At 64.2% G+C, this 19110-nt stretch carries 20 protein-coding genes; 13 read left to right on the top strand and 7 right to left on the bottom strand.

Features of this window, described 5'->3' with window-relative positions:
* Window positions 1–90: 90 nt before the first annotated feature.
* On the bottom strand, window positions 91–969 hold the full coding sequence (locus tag AC5JJ6_RS14555) for a hypothetical protein (protein ID WP_496042737.1): 879 nt from the start codon (window positions 967–969) through the stop codon (window positions 91–93).
* A gap of 698 nt (window positions 970–1667) precedes the next feature.
* Here AC5JJ6_RS14555 and AC5JJ6_RS14550 point away from each other — a divergent pair.
* The gene (locus AC5JJ6_RS14550; protein ID WP_496042736.1) at window positions 1668–3251 is read left to right on the top strand and encodes a DegQ family serine endoprotease; all 1584 of its coding nucleotides are present in this window, start codon (window positions 1668–1670) and stop codon (window positions 3249–3251) included.
* Between the two features lie 37 nt (window positions 3252–3288).
* Here AC5JJ6_RS14550 and AC5JJ6_RS14545 read toward each other — a convergent pair whose 3' ends face one another.
* Window positions 3289–3750 (bottom strand): CsbD family protein, encoded by a 462-nt coding sequence (locus AC5JJ6_RS14545; protein WP_496042735.1) that lies wholly within the window; start codon window positions 3748–3750, stop codon window positions 3289–3291.
* A gap of 52 nt (window positions 3751–3802) precedes the next feature.
* Between AC5JJ6_RS14545 and AC5JJ6_RS14540 the strand changes: the two genes are divergently transcribed.
* Window positions 3803–4846, top strand: a complete 1044-nt coding sequence (locus tag AC5JJ6_RS14540; protein WP_496042734.1) for a zinc dependent phospholipase C family protein — start codon at window positions 3803–3805, stop codon at window positions 4844–4846.
* A gap of 23 nt (window positions 4847–4869) precedes the next feature.
* Here AC5JJ6_RS14540 and AC5JJ6_RS14535 read toward each other — a convergent pair whose 3' ends face one another.
* Window positions 4870–5217, bottom strand: a complete 348-nt coding sequence (locus tag AC5JJ6_RS14535; RefSeq protein WP_044434083.1) for a RidA family protein — start codon at window positions 5215–5217, stop codon at window positions 4870–4872.
* Between the two features lie 133 nt (window positions 5218–5350).
* The gene (locus AC5JJ6_RS14530; RefSeq protein ID WP_496042733.1) at window positions 5351–6268 is read right to left on the bottom strand and encodes an ROK family protein; all 918 of its coding nucleotides are present in this window, start codon (window positions 6266–6268) and stop codon (window positions 5351–5353) included.
* 205 nt (window positions 6269–6473) lie between these two features.
* On the opposite strand from AC5JJ6_RS14530, the gene AC5JJ6_RS14525 reads away from it, so the two are divergent.
* The 9 genes from AC5JJ6_RS14525 to AC5JJ6_RS14485 all read left to right on the top strand — a co-directional run bounded on the left by AC5JJ6_RS14525 (window position 6474) and on the right by AC5JJ6_RS14485 (window position 14573).
* Window positions 6474–7184, top strand: coding sequence for a hypothetical protein (locus tag AC5JJ6_RS14525; protein ID WP_496042732.1), 711 nt, complete (start codon window positions 6474–6476; stop codon window positions 7182–7184).
* A gap of 147 nt (window positions 7185–7331) precedes the next feature.
* Complete coding sequence (locus AC5JJ6_RS14520; RefSeq protein ID WP_496042731.1) at window positions 7332–8069, top strand: AzlC family ABC transporter permease; 738 nt, start codon at window positions 7332–7334, stop codon at window positions 8067–8069.
* Window positions 8062–8430 (top strand): AzlD domain-containing protein, encoded by a 369-nt coding sequence (locus tag AC5JJ6_RS14515; RefSeq protein WP_496042730.1) that lies wholly within the window; start codon window positions 8062–8064, stop codon window positions 8428–8430. The genes AC5JJ6_RS14520 and AC5JJ6_RS14515 overlap by 8 nt, the downstream gene beginning before the upstream one ends.
* A 464-nt stretch (window positions 8431–8894) precedes the next feature.
* Complete coding sequence (locus AC5JJ6_RS14510) at window positions 8895–9812, top strand: ABC transporter permease subunit (RefSeq protein WP_496042729.1); 918 nt, start codon at window positions 8895–8897, stop codon at window positions 9810–9812.
* 4 nt (window positions 9813–9816) lie between these two features.
* The gene (gene livM / locus AC5JJ6_RS14505) at window positions 9817–11304 is read left to right on the top strand and encodes a high-affinity branched-chain amino acid ABC transporter permease LivM (RefSeq protein WP_496042728.1); all 1488 of its coding nucleotides are present in this window, start codon (window positions 9817–9819) and stop codon (window positions 11302–11304) included.
* Window positions 11301–12173, top strand: coding sequence for an ABC transporter ATP-binding protein (locus AC5JJ6_RS14500; RefSeq protein WP_496042727.1), 873 nt, complete (start codon window positions 11301–11303; stop codon window positions 12171–12173). The genes livM and AC5JJ6_RS14500 overlap by 4 nt, the downstream gene beginning before the upstream one ends.
* Window positions 12174–12208: 35 nt before the next feature.
* Window positions 12209–12919, top strand: coding sequence for an ABC transporter ATP-binding protein (locus AC5JJ6_RS14495; protein WP_044434214.1), 711 nt, complete (start codon window positions 12209–12211; stop codon window positions 12917–12919).
* Between the two features lie 10 nt (window positions 12920–12929).
* Complete coding sequence (locus AC5JJ6_RS14490) at window positions 12930–13280, top strand: DUF6867 family protein (protein ID WP_496042726.1); 351 nt, start codon at window positions 12930–12932, stop codon at window positions 13278–13280.
* A gap of 183 nt (window positions 13281–13463) precedes the next feature.
* Window positions 13464–14573: a branched-chain amino acid ABC transporter substrate-binding protein gene (locus AC5JJ6_RS14485; RefSeq protein WP_496042725.1), complete on the top strand. Its 1110-nt coding sequence runs from the start codon at window positions 13464–13466 to the stop codon at window positions 14571–14573.
* 251 nt (window positions 14574–14824) lie between these two features.
* Here AC5JJ6_RS14485 and AC5JJ6_RS14480 read toward each other — a convergent pair whose 3' ends face one another.
* Window positions 14825–15073 (bottom strand): hypothetical protein, encoded by a 249-nt coding sequence (locus tag AC5JJ6_RS14480; protein ID WP_496042724.1) that lies wholly within the window; start codon window positions 15071–15073, stop codon window positions 14825–14827.
* A 219-nt stretch (window positions 15074–15292) separates the two neighbouring features.
* On the opposite strand from AC5JJ6_RS14480, the gene AC5JJ6_RS14475 reads away from it, so the two are divergent.
* On the top strand, window positions 15293–15508 hold the full coding sequence (locus tag AC5JJ6_RS14475) for a hypothetical protein (protein WP_496042723.1): 216 nt from the start codon (window positions 15293–15295) through the stop codon (window positions 15506–15508).
* A gap of 98 nt (window positions 15509–15606) precedes the next feature.
* Here the strand turns inward: AC5JJ6_RS14475 and AC5JJ6_RS14470 are convergent, their stop codons facing one another.
* Together AC5JJ6_RS14470 and AC5JJ6_RS14465 are read right to left on the bottom strand one after the other, a co-directional pair.
* Window positions 15607–17121, bottom strand: a complete 1515-nt coding sequence (locus AC5JJ6_RS14470) for a SulP family inorganic anion transporter (RefSeq protein ID WP_496042738.1) — start codon at window positions 17119–17121, stop codon at window positions 15607–15609.
* Between the two features lie 153 nt (window positions 17122–17274).
* Window positions 17275–17988 (bottom strand): carbonic anhydrase, encoded by a 714-nt coding sequence (locus tag AC5JJ6_RS14465; RefSeq protein WP_496042722.1) that lies wholly within the window; start codon window positions 17986–17988, stop codon window positions 17275–17277.
* Between the two features lie 746 nt (window positions 17989–18734).
* Here AC5JJ6_RS14465 and AC5JJ6_RS14460 point away from each other — a divergent pair.
* A partial coding sequence (locus AC5JJ6_RS14460) for an HpcH/HpaI aldolase family protein (protein WP_496042721.1) occupies window positions 18735–19110 on the top strand: 376 nt, incomplete at its 3' end.

Raw genomic sequence — 19110 nt, 5'->3', positions numbered from 1 at the left:
CCGATGCCAAGGAAACAACCCTCGACATCGGCCTTTTCAAGAGCCGCTTTTCCGATCAAAGCAACAGGTAACTAAATCCGCACCTTCAATTCAGCGCGGACGCCGTGCGGCGCGGTGAGCAGGGATCGGAATGGGCCGATTTACCTGCTCGTCACGCCGGCTGGCCGACATGTCGATCTCAATCCGAGCCAGCGCCTTGCGCAGCTCGTGGACCGCGTCGTGAAGCGTCTGGATGCTGTTCTCGCCGGGAGCCGATTTCCAGCCCCGGTAAGCGACCAGACAAGACCGCGCGGTATCGCGCAGCCGTCCCTCGACCGCGTCGACCGGCGGTGCCGGCTCTTGCCGTCCCGCAGGTGCTGCCGGGCGAGCCGCTTCCGGAACCGCGGTCGTCGCCTGGGCCACCGGAGCAGGAGCGGAAGCGGGAGCAGGACGAGCTTCCACCGGTGCCGGCTGCGGCGGAACCGGAGCGGCCTCGCGCGCGGCGCCGCGTCCCAGATCGGAAGCGCGCAGCTGCGAACGTCCTTCGGTCGGCGAGACACGCTTTACCACCGGACGCGGCTCAGGAGCCGGTTCCGCGGCGGCCGGAGGCTCCGCAACCGGCTGAGGCTCTGCAACGGGAGCCGGTTCGGCTGTTTGGGCAACCGTTTCCGGCCGTTCCTGCGGCGCCGGGACTTCCGCCTCGGCAGCAGCCGGTTCGCTCGCGGCTGCGACCGTTTCGGTTTCCGCGTCTCCGCTTACCGTCGGTTCGGTGGCCGGTTCGGCGGCCGGGGCCGCGGCAGGCTCGATACCCGAGGCTTCCGCTTTGCGCACTATGTAGGAGATCGCGCTCGGAGTGCAGTCGAACTCTCGTGCTATGGCGGACAATGTCGCGCCAGCACGGTGCCGCTCAAGTATGTGCGGCCATGCTGACTGCGGGATGCGGCCGCGCCGCTTGGGCGCCTCCGGCTCGGTGCCGGCTTCAGCGCTCATGATATCGCTCGGTTGCCAGAGTGAGGATTGCGTCATTGGTGTGGTGACTTCGCTCGGAAAAAAGTGCGCAAACAGCGCGGCGTCCTCCCAGAGGGCAGCAACGTTTACGCATGACGGCGGTGGTGATGTTGTCTAACGAGAACAATATTGGGTATTCGCGATCAAATTACCAGCACCGTTTTCACAGGTACCGAAGATTTCTCACCCCATTTCGTGCTCATTCTCAAGCGAGGGGCGAATTTCGCGGCGCGCCGACAGCCAAAGCTCCGTGTTTGCGGTTTCGCGACCGCCGAATTTGAAAAATCGTCATTCGCCGGGCGTTCTTCGCTTCCGACTTTTAAAGAATCGAGTATCCGAGTCGGTATTCGCCGGCTCCGGTTTTCAAGGCGTGAGGTAGCTGGGTAGCGAAATCGCATCAATTACGGGCGACCCGTAAATGGTTGGGCATTGGTCTGAAGAACGGCTTATTCATTTATTGAAAAAGTCATTTCATTGCAGCCTTAAGTAATAAACACCGTAAATGAACGTTGCAAAGATCGTTTCTCAAGATCGCAGAACCGGCAGGCCGGGTTCACGACGGCATCCGGACCTGTGACGCTTCGCGGACCGAGGCAACGGGCATCGGTGTTCCCGTGTTGATGAGATGCGTCGAAAATGCCCGCGGGCGTCACGCATCGCATATTGTCGGAGGACCGTTAATGATCTCGTCTCAACACCGCCAGCGCCGCTCGATGGTCGCGCGACGGCTGGTGGCATTGCCGCTTGCCGCCTTCCTCGGCGCCGCCGGCGTTGTCCTGCCAGCCCCCCTCTCGGCGCAAAGCGGCCCGCCCGGCTTCGCCGACCTTGCGGAGCGGCAGATCAAGACGGTCGTCAATATCTCGACCACCCAGACCAGGGGACCCGGCGGTCCCCGGTTACCCGGCGGACCGGGAGGGCCTGGGCAAGGACCCGGCGGCCCTGGCCCTGGACCTGGACCTGGAGCACCGGGCGGACCGGGGCAGGGACCCGGCGGACAGGACCTTCCGGAGTTTCCGCCTGGATCGCCGTTCGAGGAGTTCTTCCGCCAGTTCCGCGAACAGCAGCCGACTCCGCGTCCGGTCACCGCGCTCGGCTCCGGTTTCATCATCGATCCCAGCGGATTGGTCGCCACCAACAACCATGTCGTGGCCGATGCGGACGAGATCCAGGTCACCCTTCACGACGACACCGTGCTTCAGGCGGAGCTGGTCGGTTCCGACCCGCTGACCGATCTGGCGCTGCTGCGCGTCAAGACCGACAAGCCGCTGCCCGCCACCCGCTTCGGCGACTCCAACGCTCTCAGGATCGGCGACTGGGTGATGGCGATCGGCAATCCCTTCGGCCTTGGCGGAACCGTCACCACCGGTATCCTGTCGGCGCGGGCGCGCGACATCAACCAGGGACCCTATGACGAGTTCCTGCAGACCGACGCCTCGATCAACCGGGGCAATTCCGGCGGCCCGCTGTTCAACATGGCCGGCGAGGTCGTCGGCATCAACACGGCGATCTTCTCGCCGACCGGCGGCAGCATCGGCATCGGCTTCGCCGTCCCGGCTTCGCTGGCGCGTCCGGTCCTGGAGCAGATTCGAGACCACGGCAAGCCCCGCCGCGGCTGGCTCGGCGTCCAGATCCAGGCGGTCACGCCCGAGATCGCGGAAAGCCTGCAACTGCGTGAACCCAAGGGAGCGCTGGTCACCACCGTCACGCCGGAAGGCCCGGCCCAGCAGGCCGGCATCCGCCAGGGCGACGTGATCCTCCGGTTCAACGGGCAGGACGTCGACGCCATGCGGCAGTTGCCGCGTCTGGTCGCCGACACCCCCATCGGGCAGAAGGCCGAGGTCGTGATCCAGCGCGGCGGCGAGACCCGCACGCTGTCGGTCAGCGTCGGCGACATGGAGCAGGCGCAGCAGGCGGCCGGTGCCATGACCGAATCGCCGACGCCCAGCATGGAACCCCAGACGCCGACGACCGAAACGCTCGGCATGACGCTGGCGCCGCTCGACGCCACCACGCGGGAAACCTTCAGCATCCCCGAGACCGTCGAAGGCGTCGTCGTGACGGAATCGGCCGGCGACAGCCCGGCGGCGGGGCAGGGCATCACCGCCGGCGACGTCATCGTCGAGGTCGGGCAGGAGCCGGTGGACAGCCCGGACGACGTGACCAGCCGGATCGATCAGGCGCGTCAGGCCGGCCGCAAGAACGTGCTGATGCTGCTGAGCCGGCAGGGCGAACTCCGCTTCGTTCCCCTGCCGCTCGAAGGCTGACGCCGGAAAAAGGCTGCCTGGGCCGATCGCTGCCGGACTATCTGCGCCGTGTCAGCAATTGGCCCAGCAGCATTCCGATGCCGACCGCCAGGGCGATCGCCGCGGCGGGGTGCGCCCGCACCTGCTCGCGCGTCCGGCCGATTGCCAATTCGCCTCTGGCGCCGGCTTCGCCGCGGAAATCGGCCAGACGCTGGCGGCCTTCCGCGACCCGGGCGGAGGTAGCGCCGGCCGCCGACCGGAACTCGGCGGCGGCCTGGCTGCGGGAACGGGCGAACCGGTCCGCCAGGGCATCCCCGACGCGCCGCGCCTCCTCCGACCACCTGTTCACGTCGCGCTCGGCCTGCTCGAGCGACACGTCATAGGCGCGCTCGACCGCCGCGACCAGGCGTTCCCGCTTGCCGGCGATGTCTTCAAGGACAGCGTCCGGAATCTTGTGCCATTTGTCCCGCGCCAGTTTCCTGTACCGTTCCCAGTTCAGTTCGATGGTATCCCAGTCCATGGTGATCCCCTCTCTGCGCTGCTCGCTGGATTGAAGAAATTTGGATCGAAGAATGCCGAAGGAACTGACCCATATCCTGTTTGCCGACGAGCTGACCGGCCGGCTCGCCCGAGGCGGCCGTGCGGATCTCGGACAACTCCTGCGGTACAACCGGCCAACGCTTCATTTCGGCTCCATCGCGACCGACACACTATACTACGAAGTGACGTTTCCCATCGTCGACCGCGATTACGGCCATTGGGGCGAGATCGTTCACGGCGGACTGGGCGAAGATACCGGAACGCCGATCCGTGAGATGCTGCGCCGCCTTCGAAATCAGCCGGCGGACGCGGAAAGCGACGCCCGCTTCGCCTTCGTCTGCGGTTTCCTGTCCCACATGGCTCTCGACATCGTCTTTCACCCCTGGGTCTACGCGGTGACCGGACCTTACTACGATGCCGATCCGGTCCGGCAGGCGGACTCCCAGATGTCCCACAGGCTGGTCGAATCCTGGCTCGACCTTGCTATGCTCCGCCGTCAGCGAACGACGCTCCGGGATTTCGATCCGATGACGGCGATCCGCCGCAACCGCCGCACCAACCTCGACTGCCTCGATTTCTTCGCCGGCAGTTTCGCGGAAGCGTGGCGTATCCACGCCGATGTCGGCCGCTATGTCAGGCGCTTCTATGCCGTGCAGATGCTTCTGACCCGGCTGTTTCCCGTGCCCGCCGCGGCGGCTGCCGTCGCGGCCGCCAACCGCCTGCTCAAGGGCAGGCTGCGGGCGTTCACGGCCCTGTTCTATCCTACCCTGCCCGAATACATGCCGAAGGATCTCTTCGACTTCGACAGCTTCCGCCATCCCGTCACCGGGGAGCGGATCGCATCGTCGCTCCAGGGATTGTGGGACGAAGCCGGCGAGTTGGGCGCCCTTCTGCTGGGGACCGCATCCGACATCCGCGCCGGCGGCGATCCGGCGTCGCTCGATACCGTCCTTCAAGGCCGCAGCCTCAATATCGGCCTGTCCGGAACGCCGTCCGACCGCGCCGTCCATTTCGACCTGTTCGCGGTCGACCGGATGTGGGGCTATCCCGGACCCGCCGCCGGGATAGCCCGCTGACCGGAAGTCCGCCTAAGGCGACGTTACTTCGCAGCGATGATGGCGATCTCGACCTGATACTTGGGGGCGGCCAGCTTGGCTTCCACCGTTGCCCGGACCGGCGGGTTGGCGGGATCGATCCAGGCTTCCCAGGAAGCGTTCATCGCGCCGAAATGCGCCATGTCGCTCAGATAGACAGTGGCCGACAGCAGCTTGCTCTTGTCTGAGCCGACCAGGGCCAGCAACTCGTCGATCTGGTTGAGGATCTGGCTGGTCTGGCCCTTGACGTCGGCGGTCGTGTCTTCGGCGACCTGACCGGCCAGATAGATCGTCTCGTTGTGGACGACGGCCTGACTCATGCGGGGGCCGATCTTGAAGCGCTGGATGGACATCGTGATGGTTCCTCCGGGAACGTTTTGACGAGAAATTTTCGGGGCGCAGGTTTGGCATTCCAGACGCCCCGGCGCAACCGCTTAGGCGCGGCCCCGTCCAGCCGCCTCGTCCGCCCGCCCCGGATCCGGCTTTTCAGTCCGGCGCTTCATCGACCCCCCAAAGCCAGGCCGCTCCCCGGACCCCGCTCGAATCGCCATGACGGGCCTTCACGACCGGCGTGTCGATCCCGTCCGAGAAGCACCAGCGGTTCAGCAGCGCCGGCAGCGTGCGGTACAGCCGCACGACATTGGACATGCCGCCGCCCAGCACGATCACGTCGGGGTCGAGCACGTCGATCACCATGGTCAGCCCGCGCGCCAGCCTGTCCTCGTACCGTTCCAGCGCCGCCACGGCGTCGGCATCGCCCGCCTCCGCCAGCGCGGCGATCTCGGGCGCCGGCAGTTTCCGTCCCGTCGCCCGTTCATGGTCTGCGGCGAAGCCCGGTCCCGACACCCAGGTCTCGATGCAGCCCGGACGTCCGCAGTAGCACTCCGGCCCCGGATGTTCCGAGGCGGCGGGCCAGGGCAGGGAGGTGTGGCCCCACTCCCCCGCGATCGCATTGCGCCCGGTCAGCACCTTGCCGCCCACGACGATCCCGGCCCCGGTACCCGTGCCGACGATCACGCCGAAGACCGTGTGGTGCCCGGCTCCGGCGCCGTCGGCGGCTTCCGATACCGCGAAGCAGTTGGCGTCGTTCTGGATTCGCACCTTCCTACCCAGCCGCTCCGCCACGTCCCGGTCTAGCGGATGCCCGATCAGCCACGTTGAATTGGCGTTCTTGACCAATCCGGTCCGGGGAGAGACGACTCCCGGAATGCCGATGCCGATCGTTGCGGGGCCGCCGCCCGCCTCCCCCTCCAGCCATGTCGCCAGCCCGGCTATCGCATCCAGGGTTGCTGCATAATTGCCACGGGGAGTACCGATTCGCCGCCGCGCCAGTTCCAGGCCGTTGCGATCTAGGGCGATTCCTTCGATTTTGGTGCCACCGAGATCGATGCCGATGCGAATCATGGATGAAGACCGGTTGGTTGAAGCTGTTGTCGGGTCGCATGAACAAGCTTATCCGAAACGCCTTCAGTCCTCATCGCCAAAAGATTCGTCAGGTTGGACATTGTGTCTTTACCTTCGATAAGGCAAATTGCCCTAAACGAAGTAGTTCGTACATGCCACAACCCGTCCGGATCCGTCCATCCGGATTAGCACAGGGCCGCTCCCCATGAAGTCTGCCACCAGCGAAAAAGCCCCTCTCCCGACCGTCCGCAAGCTGCGCCGGATCGCCGCCGCCGTCACCACGGCCTGCGTCCTGGCGACTTCGACATCGGCCTGGGCGAAGCCGGCCTGCTACTCGGCGGCGGAATACGATGCGGAGCAGGCCGTCCGCCTGCACACCGAACTGATGGTCATCGGCCTTACCTGCAACGCGATCGAGGCCGACCGCAAGCTCTTCTCCAAGTATCAGCAGTTCACCACCAAGAACCGCACCTCCCTGATGAACTGGGAGAAGGTGCTGATCGGCCACTTCCGGGAAACCGACAAGAGCAACCCGACCCGCAGGTTCGACGATTTCCGGACCGTGGTCGCCAACGAGATCGCCCAGCGCTCCGCCTTGCTGACCCCCCCGGTCTTCTGCCAGACGCACAGCGACATCGTCGACCGGGCGCTGGCGCTGTCGGAGAGCGACCTGAAGCGCTATCTGGCCGACAGCAGGACCGACGAGATCGGCAAAGCTCCGCCTTGTGGCGTGACCGTGGCGGAACTGCTCGACAGCGACCTGCCGCTGACCGCGACCAAGGCCTCGGCGAAGCCGTCGGTCCAGGGCAAGGGCAACGACGCCAAGAAGGCGAAACCCGCAAAGGATGCGGCGGCTGCCAAGGGCGGTTCGGCCAAGCCTGCAAAGACCATCTTCACCGCGGCCAAAGTCGACTGACCGGAAACCAGCCGTTTGGAAGCCAGCCGTTTGGAAGCCAGTTGGGTGGAAGCCGTCTGCAAGTTGACTGGCGGCCATAGCTGAGTATTTTCGACTCCCGTAGGCGGCCCCCACGATCCCGCAAAGCGGCCGCCCTCCGGGAAACGGATGACAGAGACAGCACTGTCGGGCGACCAGAGCGCCCGGCGCCGGATGTTTTTCAGCGCGGCGAAGGAAGCGGCCGGCATGCCGTCCCTCGTCCTCGGCGCCAGCTATGTCGGCTTCGGTTCGCTGGTGCGGGAAAGCGGCATCGGTCTGGGATTGGGGCTCTTCTCCACCCTGTCGGCGTGGGCGCTGCCGGGTCAGGTCGTTCTGGTCGAACTGTACGGGGTCGGCGCCTCGCTCCTGGTGATCTGTCTGGCGGTCGCGCTGACGAATGCGCGGCTCATGCCCATGGTCATCACCCTGATGCCGCTGGTCCACGACCCCGCCGTTCCGCGCTGGCGATATTACCTCTATTCCCACTTGGTCGCGGTGACGGCCTGGGCCTTTTCCATGCGCCGCTGTCCGGACATGCCGCGTCCCTTGCGGCTGCCGTATTTCCTCGGTTTCGCAGCCAGCCTGTGGATCGCCAGCCTGCTCGGGACGGCGCTGGGTTTCCTGCTGGCCGACAGCGTCCCCCGCTCGATCACGCTCGGCCTCGTCTTCCTGAACCCGATTTACTTCATGCTGATCTTCGCGACCGACCTGCGTCACCGCGCCCGCGCGATGGCCCTGGCGTTCGGTGCTGTGCTCGGGCCTTTCTTCCACACGATATCCCATGACTGGGGCCTGATGTTCGCCGGTCTCATCGCGGGGACCCTCGCCTTCGGCGGAGAAAGGCTGCTGAGGCGCCGGCATGTCTGAGCTATCCGTACCGGCGCTGTCGACGCCCAACCTGTGGCTTATCGTCGTCCTGATCGCCGGAGCCGCGGCGACCTATGTCTGGCGGGCGCTGGGCGTCGCCCTGTCCGGCCGGATCGATCCGGCCGGTCCCGTCTTCGAATGGGTCGGCTGCATCGCCTACGGGCTGCTGGCCGCGCTGATCGCCCGCATGATCGTCATGCCGGTCGGGCCGCTCGAGGCGACCGACCTCGGCGTCCGCCTCGTCTCGGCAGCGGTCGCGGTGGCCGCCTTCTATCTGGCGCGCAAAAGCATCTTCGTCGGCGTGACGGCAGGCACCCTGTCGCTGATCGGTCTCACCATGACCGGTGTCACGTTGTTTTAAAAAGCTCCCGTTTGCATTGCAAATCTTCTACCAATCCTTGTGACCAGGGTAAGCACTATGCTGTGTTCGTTCCGGCGCGAACGCTCCGGGCGGCGCCGATCCCAAGTTTCCAAGCCCTCTTTCATTTTGGGCAACCTGCTTGTTTCTTGGCTCCACTTTGCCCAGGGCTCAAGCAAGCTCGTTCAGTCGCCATTGTAACCGTATTTTCAATGCTTGCCGGCCCGCAGGCCGTAATATAACGTCCAGGCAACAACAAGGCCGGTGGTCCCGCCACCCGGCCGAAAGCTTGAACCGGGAGAATTCCGACTGTCTGCAATCTCGTCGGCGCCACGGCTTGCCGTCGCGCCGGATCTCCGGGTTGTTCGAACGGGCACCGCCCCAACGGTCGAACCGCCGCCTGCCGCGGCGGTCAACAGCGAGCTGCGCCGACGCTCTGCCGCAATCCACGTCTGGGTATCGATGATATGGAATACTTCCTTCAACAATTGATCAACGGGCTGACGCTCGGCGCCATCTACGGCCTGATCGCGATCGGCTACACGATGGTCTACGGCATCATCGGCATGATCAATTTCGCCCATGGCGAGATCTATATGATCGGCGCCTTCATCGCGGTGATCAGCTTCATCGTGCTGGGAGCCGCCGGCATTACCTGGGTCCCGATCATGCTGCTGCTGGTGCTGATCATCTCCATGGTCTTCACCAGCATCTACGGCTGGACGATCGAGCGGCTGGCCTACCGGCCGCTGCGCGGTTCCTTCCGGCTGGCGCCGCTGATCTCCGCCATCGGCATGTCGATCTTCCTCCAGAACTACGTCCAGCTGGTCCAGGGCGCCCGCGTCAAGCCGATGCCCCCGATGATCCAGGGCGGCTTCACCGTGATGGAGCGGGCGGACGGCTTCGCCGTCAGCATCAGCTACCTCCAGATCATCATCATCCTGCTGACCACCGCCCTGATGGCCGGCTTCACGATGCTGATCACCCGGACCGAGCTCGGCCGCGCCCAGCGCGCCTGCGAGCAGGACAAGACGATGGCGGGATTGCTCGGCGTCAACGTCGACCGCACGATCTCGCTGACCTTCGTGCTGGGGGCGGCGCTCGCCGCCGTGGCCGGCGTCATGGTCACGCTGTACTACGGCGTGATCGACTTCTTCATCGGCTTCCTGGCGGGCGTCAAGGCCTTCACCGCCGCCGTTCTGGGCGGTATCGGCTCGCTGCCCGGCGCCATGCTCGGCGGGCTGCTGATCGGTCTGATCGAAGCGTTCTGGTCGGCCTATTTTTCGATCGAGTACAAGGACGTGGCGACCTTCACCATCCTGGTGCTGGTCCTGATCTTCCGCCCGACCGGCCTGCTCGGCAAACCGGAAATCGAGAAGGTCTGACCCGATGACGGCACTCGCATCCCAACAATCCCGCCGCCCGGGTCTGGACCTGCCCGCCATGCTGAAGGAAGCGGGAGTGACCGCGCTGATAGCGCTTGCGCTCACCTTCCCGCTGGTCGGTCTCCGGACCGTCGACGTCGGTTCCCGCCTGACGGTCAGTCCCCGCTTCACCGAGGTGGCCATCGCCGTGGCGCTGGTCTTCATCGGCCGCATCGGCCTGATCCTGACCCGCGAGAAACAGGCGATCCCCGTGCTGGTCGTCAGCCTGGGCGTGGCCGCCGCGGCATGGTTCCTGCCGTTCCCGTCGACAGCCCTCAAGGTCATCGCGATAGCCGGCGCCCTGATCATCGCGATCCGCGCCGCCATCACGGCGCGCAGCGACCGCAGCACGCTGTCCCAGCAGGAACGGGACCGGGCGATGGACCGGCTCGGCGCCCGCGTCCAGGACGCCGCCGTCTGGATCGGCCCCATCGCCGTCCTGTTCGCCGTCGTCCTGCCTTTCATGCCCTTCGCCAGCCGCTCGGTCGTCGATATCGGCATCCTGATCCTGACCTACATCATGCTGGGATGGGGTCTCAACATCGTGGTCGGGCTGGCAGGGCTGCTCGATCTGGGATATGTCGCGTTCTACGCGGTCGGCGCCTATTCCTATGCCTTGCTGGCCCATTACTTCGACTTCAGCTTCTGGCTCTGCCTGCCGCTGGCAGGATTGCTGGCGGCGACATCGGGCGTGATCCTGGGATTCCCGGTCCTGCGGCTGCGCGGCGACTATTTCGCCATCGTGACGCTGGGCTTCGGGGAGATCATCCGGATCGTCCTGCTCAACTGGGGCGTCTTCACCGGCGGTCCCAACGGCATCTCGGGCATTCCGCGCCCCAGCTTCTTCGGCATCGCCGACTTCGAACGCCGTCCGCCGGAAGGCACCGTGGCCTTCCACCAGTTGTTCGGGATCGCCTTCGATCCCATGCACCGGATCATCTTTCTCTATTACCTGATCCTGGTTCTGGCGCTCTGCGTCAACGTCTTCACCATGCGCATCCGCAAGCTGCCGGTCGGCAGGGCGTGGGAGGCATTGCGGGAAGACGACATCGCCTGCACCTCGCTCGGCATCAACCGGACCAACATCAAGCTGGCGGCCTTCGCCATCGCCGCCATGTTCGGCGGTTTCGCCGGCTCGTTCTTCGCGACCCGCCAGGGCTTCATCAGCCCGGAAAGCTTCACCTTCATCGAATCGGCGATCATCCTCGCCATCGTCGTGCTCGGCGGCATGGGCAGCCAGATCGGCGTCGTCGTCGCGGCACTGCTGATCATCGGCCTGCCCGAAGCCTTCCGTGAACTGGCGGAATACCGGATGCTGGCCTTCGGCATGGGCATGGTCCTCATCATGGTCTGGCGGCCCAAAGGCCTGCTGGCTCACCGGGACCCGACGATCCTGCTGCACCCCAAACGTAGCGCCAGACAGCAACAGGCCGATTCGGAGGCAGGGGAATGACCGCGATCACCGGAACCCCGCTGCTCGAAGTCGAGCACCTGACCATGCGGTTCGGCGGGCTGGTAGCCGTCAACGACGTCTCGTTCACGGCGATGAAGCAGCAGATCACGGCGGTCATCGGCCCCAACGGGGCCGGCAAGACCACGATGTTCAACTGCCTGACCGGCTTCTATTCGCCCACCGTCGGCCGGCTGGCGCTGCACCGCGACGAGGAAATCTTCCTGCTCGAGCGGCTGGAAGCCTTCCGCATCTCCCAGCAGGCAGCCGTCGCCCGCACCTTCCAGAACATCCGCCTGTTCGCCCATATGAGCGTCCTGGAGAATCTGATCGTCGCCCAGCACAACAAGCTGATGAAGGCGTCGGGCTTCACGGTAGCAGGCCTGCTCGGTCTCCCCGTCTACCGCAAGGCGGAGAAGGAGGCGGTCGAACTGGCCCGGCACTGGCTTGACAAGGTCAAGCTGACGAAGTTCGCCGACTGGGAAGCCGGCAATCTCCCCTATGGCGCCCAGCGCCGGCTGGAAATCGCCCGCGCCATGTGTACCGAACCGGTACTGCTCTGCCTGGACGAACCGGCCGCCGGCCTCAACCCGCGCGAGTCGGGCGATCTGGCCGAACTGCTGATCTATATCCGCGACGTGGAGAAGATCGGCGTGCTCCTGATCGAGCACGACATGAGCGTCGTCATGAGGATTTCGGACCACGTCGTCGTGCTCGACTACGGCCGCAAGATCTCCGACGGCACACCCGCCTACGTGAAGAACGACCCGACCGTCATCCGCGCCTATCTGGGCGAGGAGGAGGACGAGGAATTGCCGCCGGAAATCATCCGCGACCTGCCCGAAGTCGCCGTGCGGGAGGAAGGCGCATGAACCAGCGAAGCCCCGAGCAAATACAGAAGACGCCAATGCTGAAGATATCGGGCGTCCACACCTTCTACGGCTCGATCGAGGCGCTGAAGGGCGTCGATATGGAAGTCTCCGCCGGAGAGATCGTGACCCTGATCGGCGCCAACGGCGCCGGCAAATCGACGCTGCTGATGACGATCTGCGGCAACCCGCGCGCCAAGTCGGGCTCGGTCCATTTCGAGGGGGAGGACATCACCCGCGTCCCGACCTTCGAGATCGTCCGGCGCGGCATCGCCCAGTCACCGGAGGGGCGCCGCATCTTCGGCCGCATGACGGTGCTGGAGAACCTCCAGATGGGCTCGATCACGGCCCAGCCCGGCAGCTTCAGCCGGGAACTGGAGCGGGTCTACACCCTGTTCCCCCGCCTCAAGGAACGTCAGGCCCAGCGCGGCGGCACCCTGTCGGGCGGAGAGCAGCAGATGCTCGCGATCGGGCGCGCGCTGATGAGCCAGCCGCGCCTGCTCCTGCTGGACGAGCCGTCGCTCGGGCTGGCGCCGCTGATCGTCAAGCAGATCTTCAAGGTGATCGAGGACATCAACCGGGAGCAGAAGATGACCGTGTTCCTGGTCGAGCAGAACGCCTTCCACGCCCTCAAGCTGGCCCATCGCGGCTATGTCATGGTCAACGGCAACATCACGCTCCAGGGCACCGGGCGCGAGTTGCTGGCGAACGAGGAAGTGCGGACCGCCTATCTCGAAGGCGGGCATTAGGAGACCCATGATGGAACAGCTTCTCGGAGTTTCCCTGCCTGTCTTCCTCGGCCTCACCGTCGTCCTGTTCGGCGGAGCCGCCTTCATGACGGGGCAGGGGATGGCCTCCAAATGGCGTCCCATGCGGACCGCCTTCCTCTACACGGCGCTGCTCGGCCTGGGCGACCGATTCCTGATCTACGCCCTGTTCGGCGGCCAGTTGCTCAGCCTGACCGGCTATGTCATCCACACAGCGATCCTGACGGTGATATGTCTCGCGGCGTACCGGATGACCCAGGCGCGCAAGATGGTGAAGCAGTACCCGTGGCTTTATGAACGAAGCGGTCTGTTCAGTTGGCGGGAAAGAAGTTCCGCTGCCTGATAAGCGAAAGATACTCCGGTTTCTGTCGCACTCCGCTACAGGTCAGATATAATATAAATACAACGCGGAACACCGCCCGCTACCCGGCACCGGTAGCGGGCGGTAATCGGCGCGGCCTTTTCGATTCGGCATGTTTCGACAGGTTATGTAACGACCAGCTCATGAACAGGGAGCATCGTGGTTATGAAGTTCAAGAAGACTCTCCTCGCGGCAACGGCGGCGCTGACACTCGCCTCCACCGCTGCCTATGCCGATATCGTCATCGCGGTCGCCGGTCCCATGACCGGCCAGTACGCGGCCCTCGGTGAACAGATGAAGCGCGGTGCCGATCAGGCCGTTGCCGACCTGAATGCCGCCGGCGGCATCATGGGTGAGAAGATCAAGCTGGAAGTGGGCGATGACGCCTGCGATCCGAAGCAGGCCGTGGCCGTGGCCAACCAGCTCGCCGGTGCCGGCGCGATCTTCGTGTCGGGCCACTACTGCTCCAGCTCGTCGATCCCGGCCAGCCAGGTCTACAGCGAGGAAGGTATCCTTCAGATCTCCCCCGCCTCGACCAACCCGAAGCTGACCGACGAGGCCAAGGGCAACAACGTCTTCCGCATCTGCGGCCGTGACGACCAGCAGGGCCTTGTCGCCGGCCAGTACATCGCCACGACCTACAAGGGTAAGAACGTCGCGGTCATCCACGACAAGACCGCTTACGGCAAGGGTCTGGCGGACGAGACGCAGAAGGCCATGAACGCCGCCGGCCTCAAGGAGAAGCTTTACGAGGCATATACCCCCGGCGAGCGCGACTACTCGGCCCTGGTCAGCAAGCTGAAGCAGTCCAGCATCGACGTGCTCTATATCGGCGGCTACCATACCGAAGCCGGCCTGATCGCACGCCAGTTGAAGGATCAGGGCATGTCCGTCCAGATCATCTCCGGCGATGCCCTCGTCACCGAGGAATTCTGGACGATCACCGGTCCCGCCGGTCAGGGCACTCTGATGACGTTCGGTCCGGAAGCTCGCAACAAGCCGGGCGCCAAGGCCGTCGTCGACAAGTTCCGCGCCCAGGGATTCGAGCCGGAAGGCTACACCCTCTACACTTACGCCACCCTCCAGGTCTTCAAGCAGGCCGTGGAGAAGGCCGGTTCGAAGGACCTGGACAAGGTGACGGCGGCGATGCGCAGCACGGAGTTCGATACCGTGATGGGCAAGATCGCCTTCGACCAGAAAGGCGACGTGACGACCCCGGCTTACGTCTTCTACAAGTGGAACGACGGCAAGTACGCCGAAGTCACCACGAACTGATCCGAAGGGCGGCCGCTGTGTCGAGCAGCGGCCACACCCCTGTCCGTCAACCGGGCGAGCGTAGGGTCAATTCGCAGGTCGGGCCTCTTCAGCCCGACATCTGACGCTCCAGACCGGTCAAACTCTTCGGCCCTTGGTAATACGATAGGGATTCGGAGCGGGTGGCTTGAACATATCGCAAGGACGGCAAAAGGCCCGGCGCTCGGCACCGGGCCTTTTGCCTATCCGCAAAGGCGCGCCGAAGCGCCCCGCTAATGCGCCGCGAACTTCGCCGTATTGACGGCGTCTGCCCTCGGCGGAGATATACTTGTGGGCGGCGGAGCCGCGGCACCGGTATGCTCCTCGCAAAGCCGCATGACCTCGCGCCAAAACGCGGCGGCGCGCAGGTTGTTGGCGGCAATCAGCTCGACCAGCTTAACCTTGGCCAAGCGCACGGCGTCGTCGCCCAGTTCTTCCACCAGACGGGTCGCCACCATTACGATATCGAGATCGGTTTTCATGACCCACTAACATTCCGGAACAGGCATCTGTTCCTCTGGCGGTGCAGCATCTTCCGGCATACGACGTTAGGCATGAACCTTCCCCTGTTGCCTTTCAGCCACGCCTTTCGCATGCTCGCGGGAGGACTGACGGAAACGCTCGCAAGGGTACTGCCGATTGTTTCATCATGATGCGATGCCGGCTTGGTAGAAAATGGTTACTGGTTCTGGAGAACGCCAATGCGGCGAAGAAAGCGTGAGATTGCGGAAGGACAGCGTTACCGGAGACTGGGACCCGGTGGCAGCGTGTGGGAAATCGTGGCGATCCGCAAGGACGGGATGGGCGCGATGCACGCCCAGATGAAGCGGGCGGACGACCCTAAGACATTGAAGACGCTGGCTGTGGCAGCGCTGCTGGACCCCACCCAGTTCGAACCGCTCGGCGAGGACGTCTGAACTGAACTGGAACAGACGAAGTTCGGCTCCAGGAAGACTCCGATTGTGCTCGGCACAGGTCGAGTAAGTGAACGCGCCCGCGAGGGCGCGTCCTTTGTCTATCGAGCCTTTGCCGAAACAGCGGCAAGTTCCGTGGGATCGGCGGCCTGGATCGTCGCCAATACATCACGCAGGCGCACAAGCTTGTTTCCCAGGATGTGAATACGATCCTCTGGCACGCCGGCGCTTTGAAGCGCCGGAGTCTTCTCCGCCGAAGCTACCCAGACGTCCAGGTGCGGGTGCCGGTCGATCACCTCGGCCACCATCGACAAGCCGGTCGCGTCCATAGCCGAGACCCTGCTAAGGTCCAGCGCCTGGACCGGCTTCGACTCATCGTCGAGCGCCGCGTCGATCTGCGGCCGGATACGCGGGCTCGTCAGGAACGTGAGTTGGGTGCCGGGATCGGCGACTTGGACGCCGTGGCGTTCGCGCACCGCGATCGAGCCGTGGGCCAGCATCCGGCGCAGCACCAGCAGCAGGGTCAGGGCCAATCCGACCGGCACGGATACCGTCAGATCGACCAGAACGGTCAGGACGGCCGTCAGGATGGCAAGGCGGCCTTCCGTCGCTCCCATCAGGTGGATCCTCCGGATCTCGCCCACTTCGATCAGGCGCATCGCGGTCATGAACAGCACTGCCGCCAGCGCTGCCATGGGCAGGCGGGCGACCACCGAAGCCAGGGCGGCGACGAAGATGCCGAGGAAGATGGCATGCATCAGCGCAGCCGACTTGTTCGTGGCGCCGCTCATGACGTTGGTGCTGCCGCGCACGATCACGCCCGATACCGGCAGGCCGCCCAGGAACGGTACGGCCGCATTGGCCAGCCCGAGACCGAACAGCTCGCGGTTAGGGTCATGGCTGCTGTCGGTCAGCGAGTCCAGCGCCTTGGCCGCCAGCAGCGATTCGACGGCGATAAGCAGCCCAAGCGTCAGGGCCGACAGGAGGACCGCGCTGGGGTTCGACAGGATGGTCTGAAGGAAATCCGCGGAGAAGCCCAGCCCGTCGATCGAGACGTTGTAGGCGGCGCCCACCGTAGCGACGGGGAATCCCTGCCAGACCGCCAGTTCCGCCGTGCCCAGTCCGACGCCCAGGGCCACCAGAGGGGCGGGAACCCACTTTTTGAAGCGGGTGCGGCCCCAGGCCAGCGCCGACACGAAGCTCACGCCGACGATGACGACTTCCTGGATACTGACGGTGTGGATGTCGCGAACCGTATCGATCAGCTTCGCGATGGCGTCGTCGCCCTCGGCGGCGACGCCCAGCGCCACCGGGATCTGGCCGATCAGGATCAGCAGGCCGATGCCGGTGGTGAAGCCGACGATGATCGGATGGGGCATGAACTCCATCAGCCGGCCGAGCTTCAGCACGCTGATGCCGATGACGATGAACCCGGCGCAGAGCGTGGCTGCCATCAGCACGGGCAGGCCATGGCTGGCTATGATGCCGGCGATCACGGTGATGAAGGCGGCGGCCGGACCGGAAACCTGGAACCGCGAACTGCCGAAGATCGCCGCGATGGCGCCGCCGACGACGCCGGATACGAGGCCGGCCATCGGGCTGGCGCCGGAGGCGATCGCGAAGGCGATTCAGAGCGGCAGCGCCACGACGGCGACGATCAGGCCGGCCAGCACGTTGTTCATGCCGATCCTGGAAAGCGAACCCGTCACGCTTTGACTGGTCAAAAGGGAAGCTCCTCGTACTGAATGAAGGAAAACCGGGAGCAGGCCTTACCAGGCCAGGGACGACAGCGAACCGAACGTACGGCTGAGGAGTTTCGGCTCCTCCGCCTTGACCGGATGGAACGCGAGCTGATCGCGGTCATATTGTTCGACGATGCCGCTATCGATGCTGTAGTGCCATCCCAGGAGCGTCAGGCGGCCGTCCGCCGTCCGTTCCTTGACCTCGGGATAGGTCATCAGGTTGCGAAGCTGGTGGACGACCATCGCCCGCTCAAGGGCGCCCTCGAGCTGGCTGCGGGTCTCGTGATCCTCCAGCGCCGCCTCCAGGTCCAGTTTGCCGCCCTCGACCGAGGACAGGACCAGTTCCCTGACATTTCGGCCCTGCTCGATCCAGCTTTTCGTCTGCTCCAGGGCAACGGGCGCCTTGCCCGACAGCAAGGCGGCACAGGCGCCGCAATGCGAATGGCCGCACACGATGATCCGGCTGACGTTCAGCACATGAAGCGAGTATTCGAGCGCCGAGCCCGTGGCGTCGCAGTTGCTTCCATGGGCGGGAACCATGTTGCCGACATTTCGAAGCTCGAACAGGTCGCCCGGCACCGACGACGTGATGACATGGGGCAGCACACGGCTGTCGGCGCAGGCGATGAACAGCGTATCCGGCCGTTGGCCATGGCGTGCCAGGGTCCTGTACGTCTGGCGGTGCCGACGATAGTAGCCCCGCTGAAAACGCGAAACGCCGGTGGTCAGGTCGGAATCCATGGTTTCTCCACACTTTCATGTCTCGGTGCGCGTAGGGGATGTTCAGCTCAATAGAACCGATCGATCAACATGCGCAAAGTTGAGGGATTACCTTTAAAAAGGCTCACAAGTTTTTTGTAATTGGCGATTTGAAAATAAATAACTTCTATCCAATGAGACTGACAGCGAATTTGTAATACAAAAGCTGAAAATAACGTCGCGTCATCATTTCACCATTTTTTGAATAAGCAGGCGTGATAACATAAAATTGGTTTGATCTAGGATACATTGGTGTCCACCGGCTCTATGTTGGTCGGTTGGTTTCGATGTTACTTCTGGTCCTGCTGTGATGGAGAAGTTCATTTTGATGTTGCACCGCAATATGTCAACCAGAGAGTTGTGAGAAAAGTGTGACGTAATAATTTGGTAGTATTTTCCTCAATCGCCTTTACGAAATCGCGATTTGTCTTCGATGGAGACAATACGGAAGGTTGAGAGGCCGACTTCGTTACAGGCAGATCCTGGACCTGCCATCTGCGACCTGCCGGCAATAGGATTGAAATCCGAGATGATGGCGTGCTATAGTTATAGCGTATAGCGCCGCCATCCAAGCCCAGGACGGTCGACCTAAAAGTGCAACCGGCGGTTTCCCGTCATGACAAATGATGACATTCGGCTACGGATAGGGGTTGTCATCACGGAGTGGCCGGGACAAACAGGGACCGGAGATCCGGGGATGTCCGGAACGACAAAGGGAGGAAACAACATTGAGAGAAAATAGCCTGCGTACCCTATGGCGGGACGGCGGCAGCGCCCTGAACGGCTGGCTGTCCATCCCCGATGCCTTTTCCGCCGAAACGATGGCCCATCAGGGGTGGGACACGCTGACGGTGGACATGCAGCACGGCGTCACGGATTACGCCTCGGCGGTCGCGATGCTGACGGCGATCTCGACCACTGCCGTCGTCCCCATGGTCCGCGTGCCGTGGCTCGAACCGGGGATCGTCATGAAGGTCCTGGACGCCGGCGCCCAGGGGGTCATCTGCCCGATGATCAACGACCGGGCGGAAGCGGAGCGTCTGGTCGGCGCCTGCCGGTATCCGCCGTCCGGCTACCGCAGCTTCGGTCCGAACCGCGCCTTGC

This window comes from Skermanella sp., assembly GCF_059503625.1.
The sequence above is the reverse complement of the archived record's forward strand: the minus strand, read 5'-3'. Positions and strand labels throughout refer to the sequence as shown.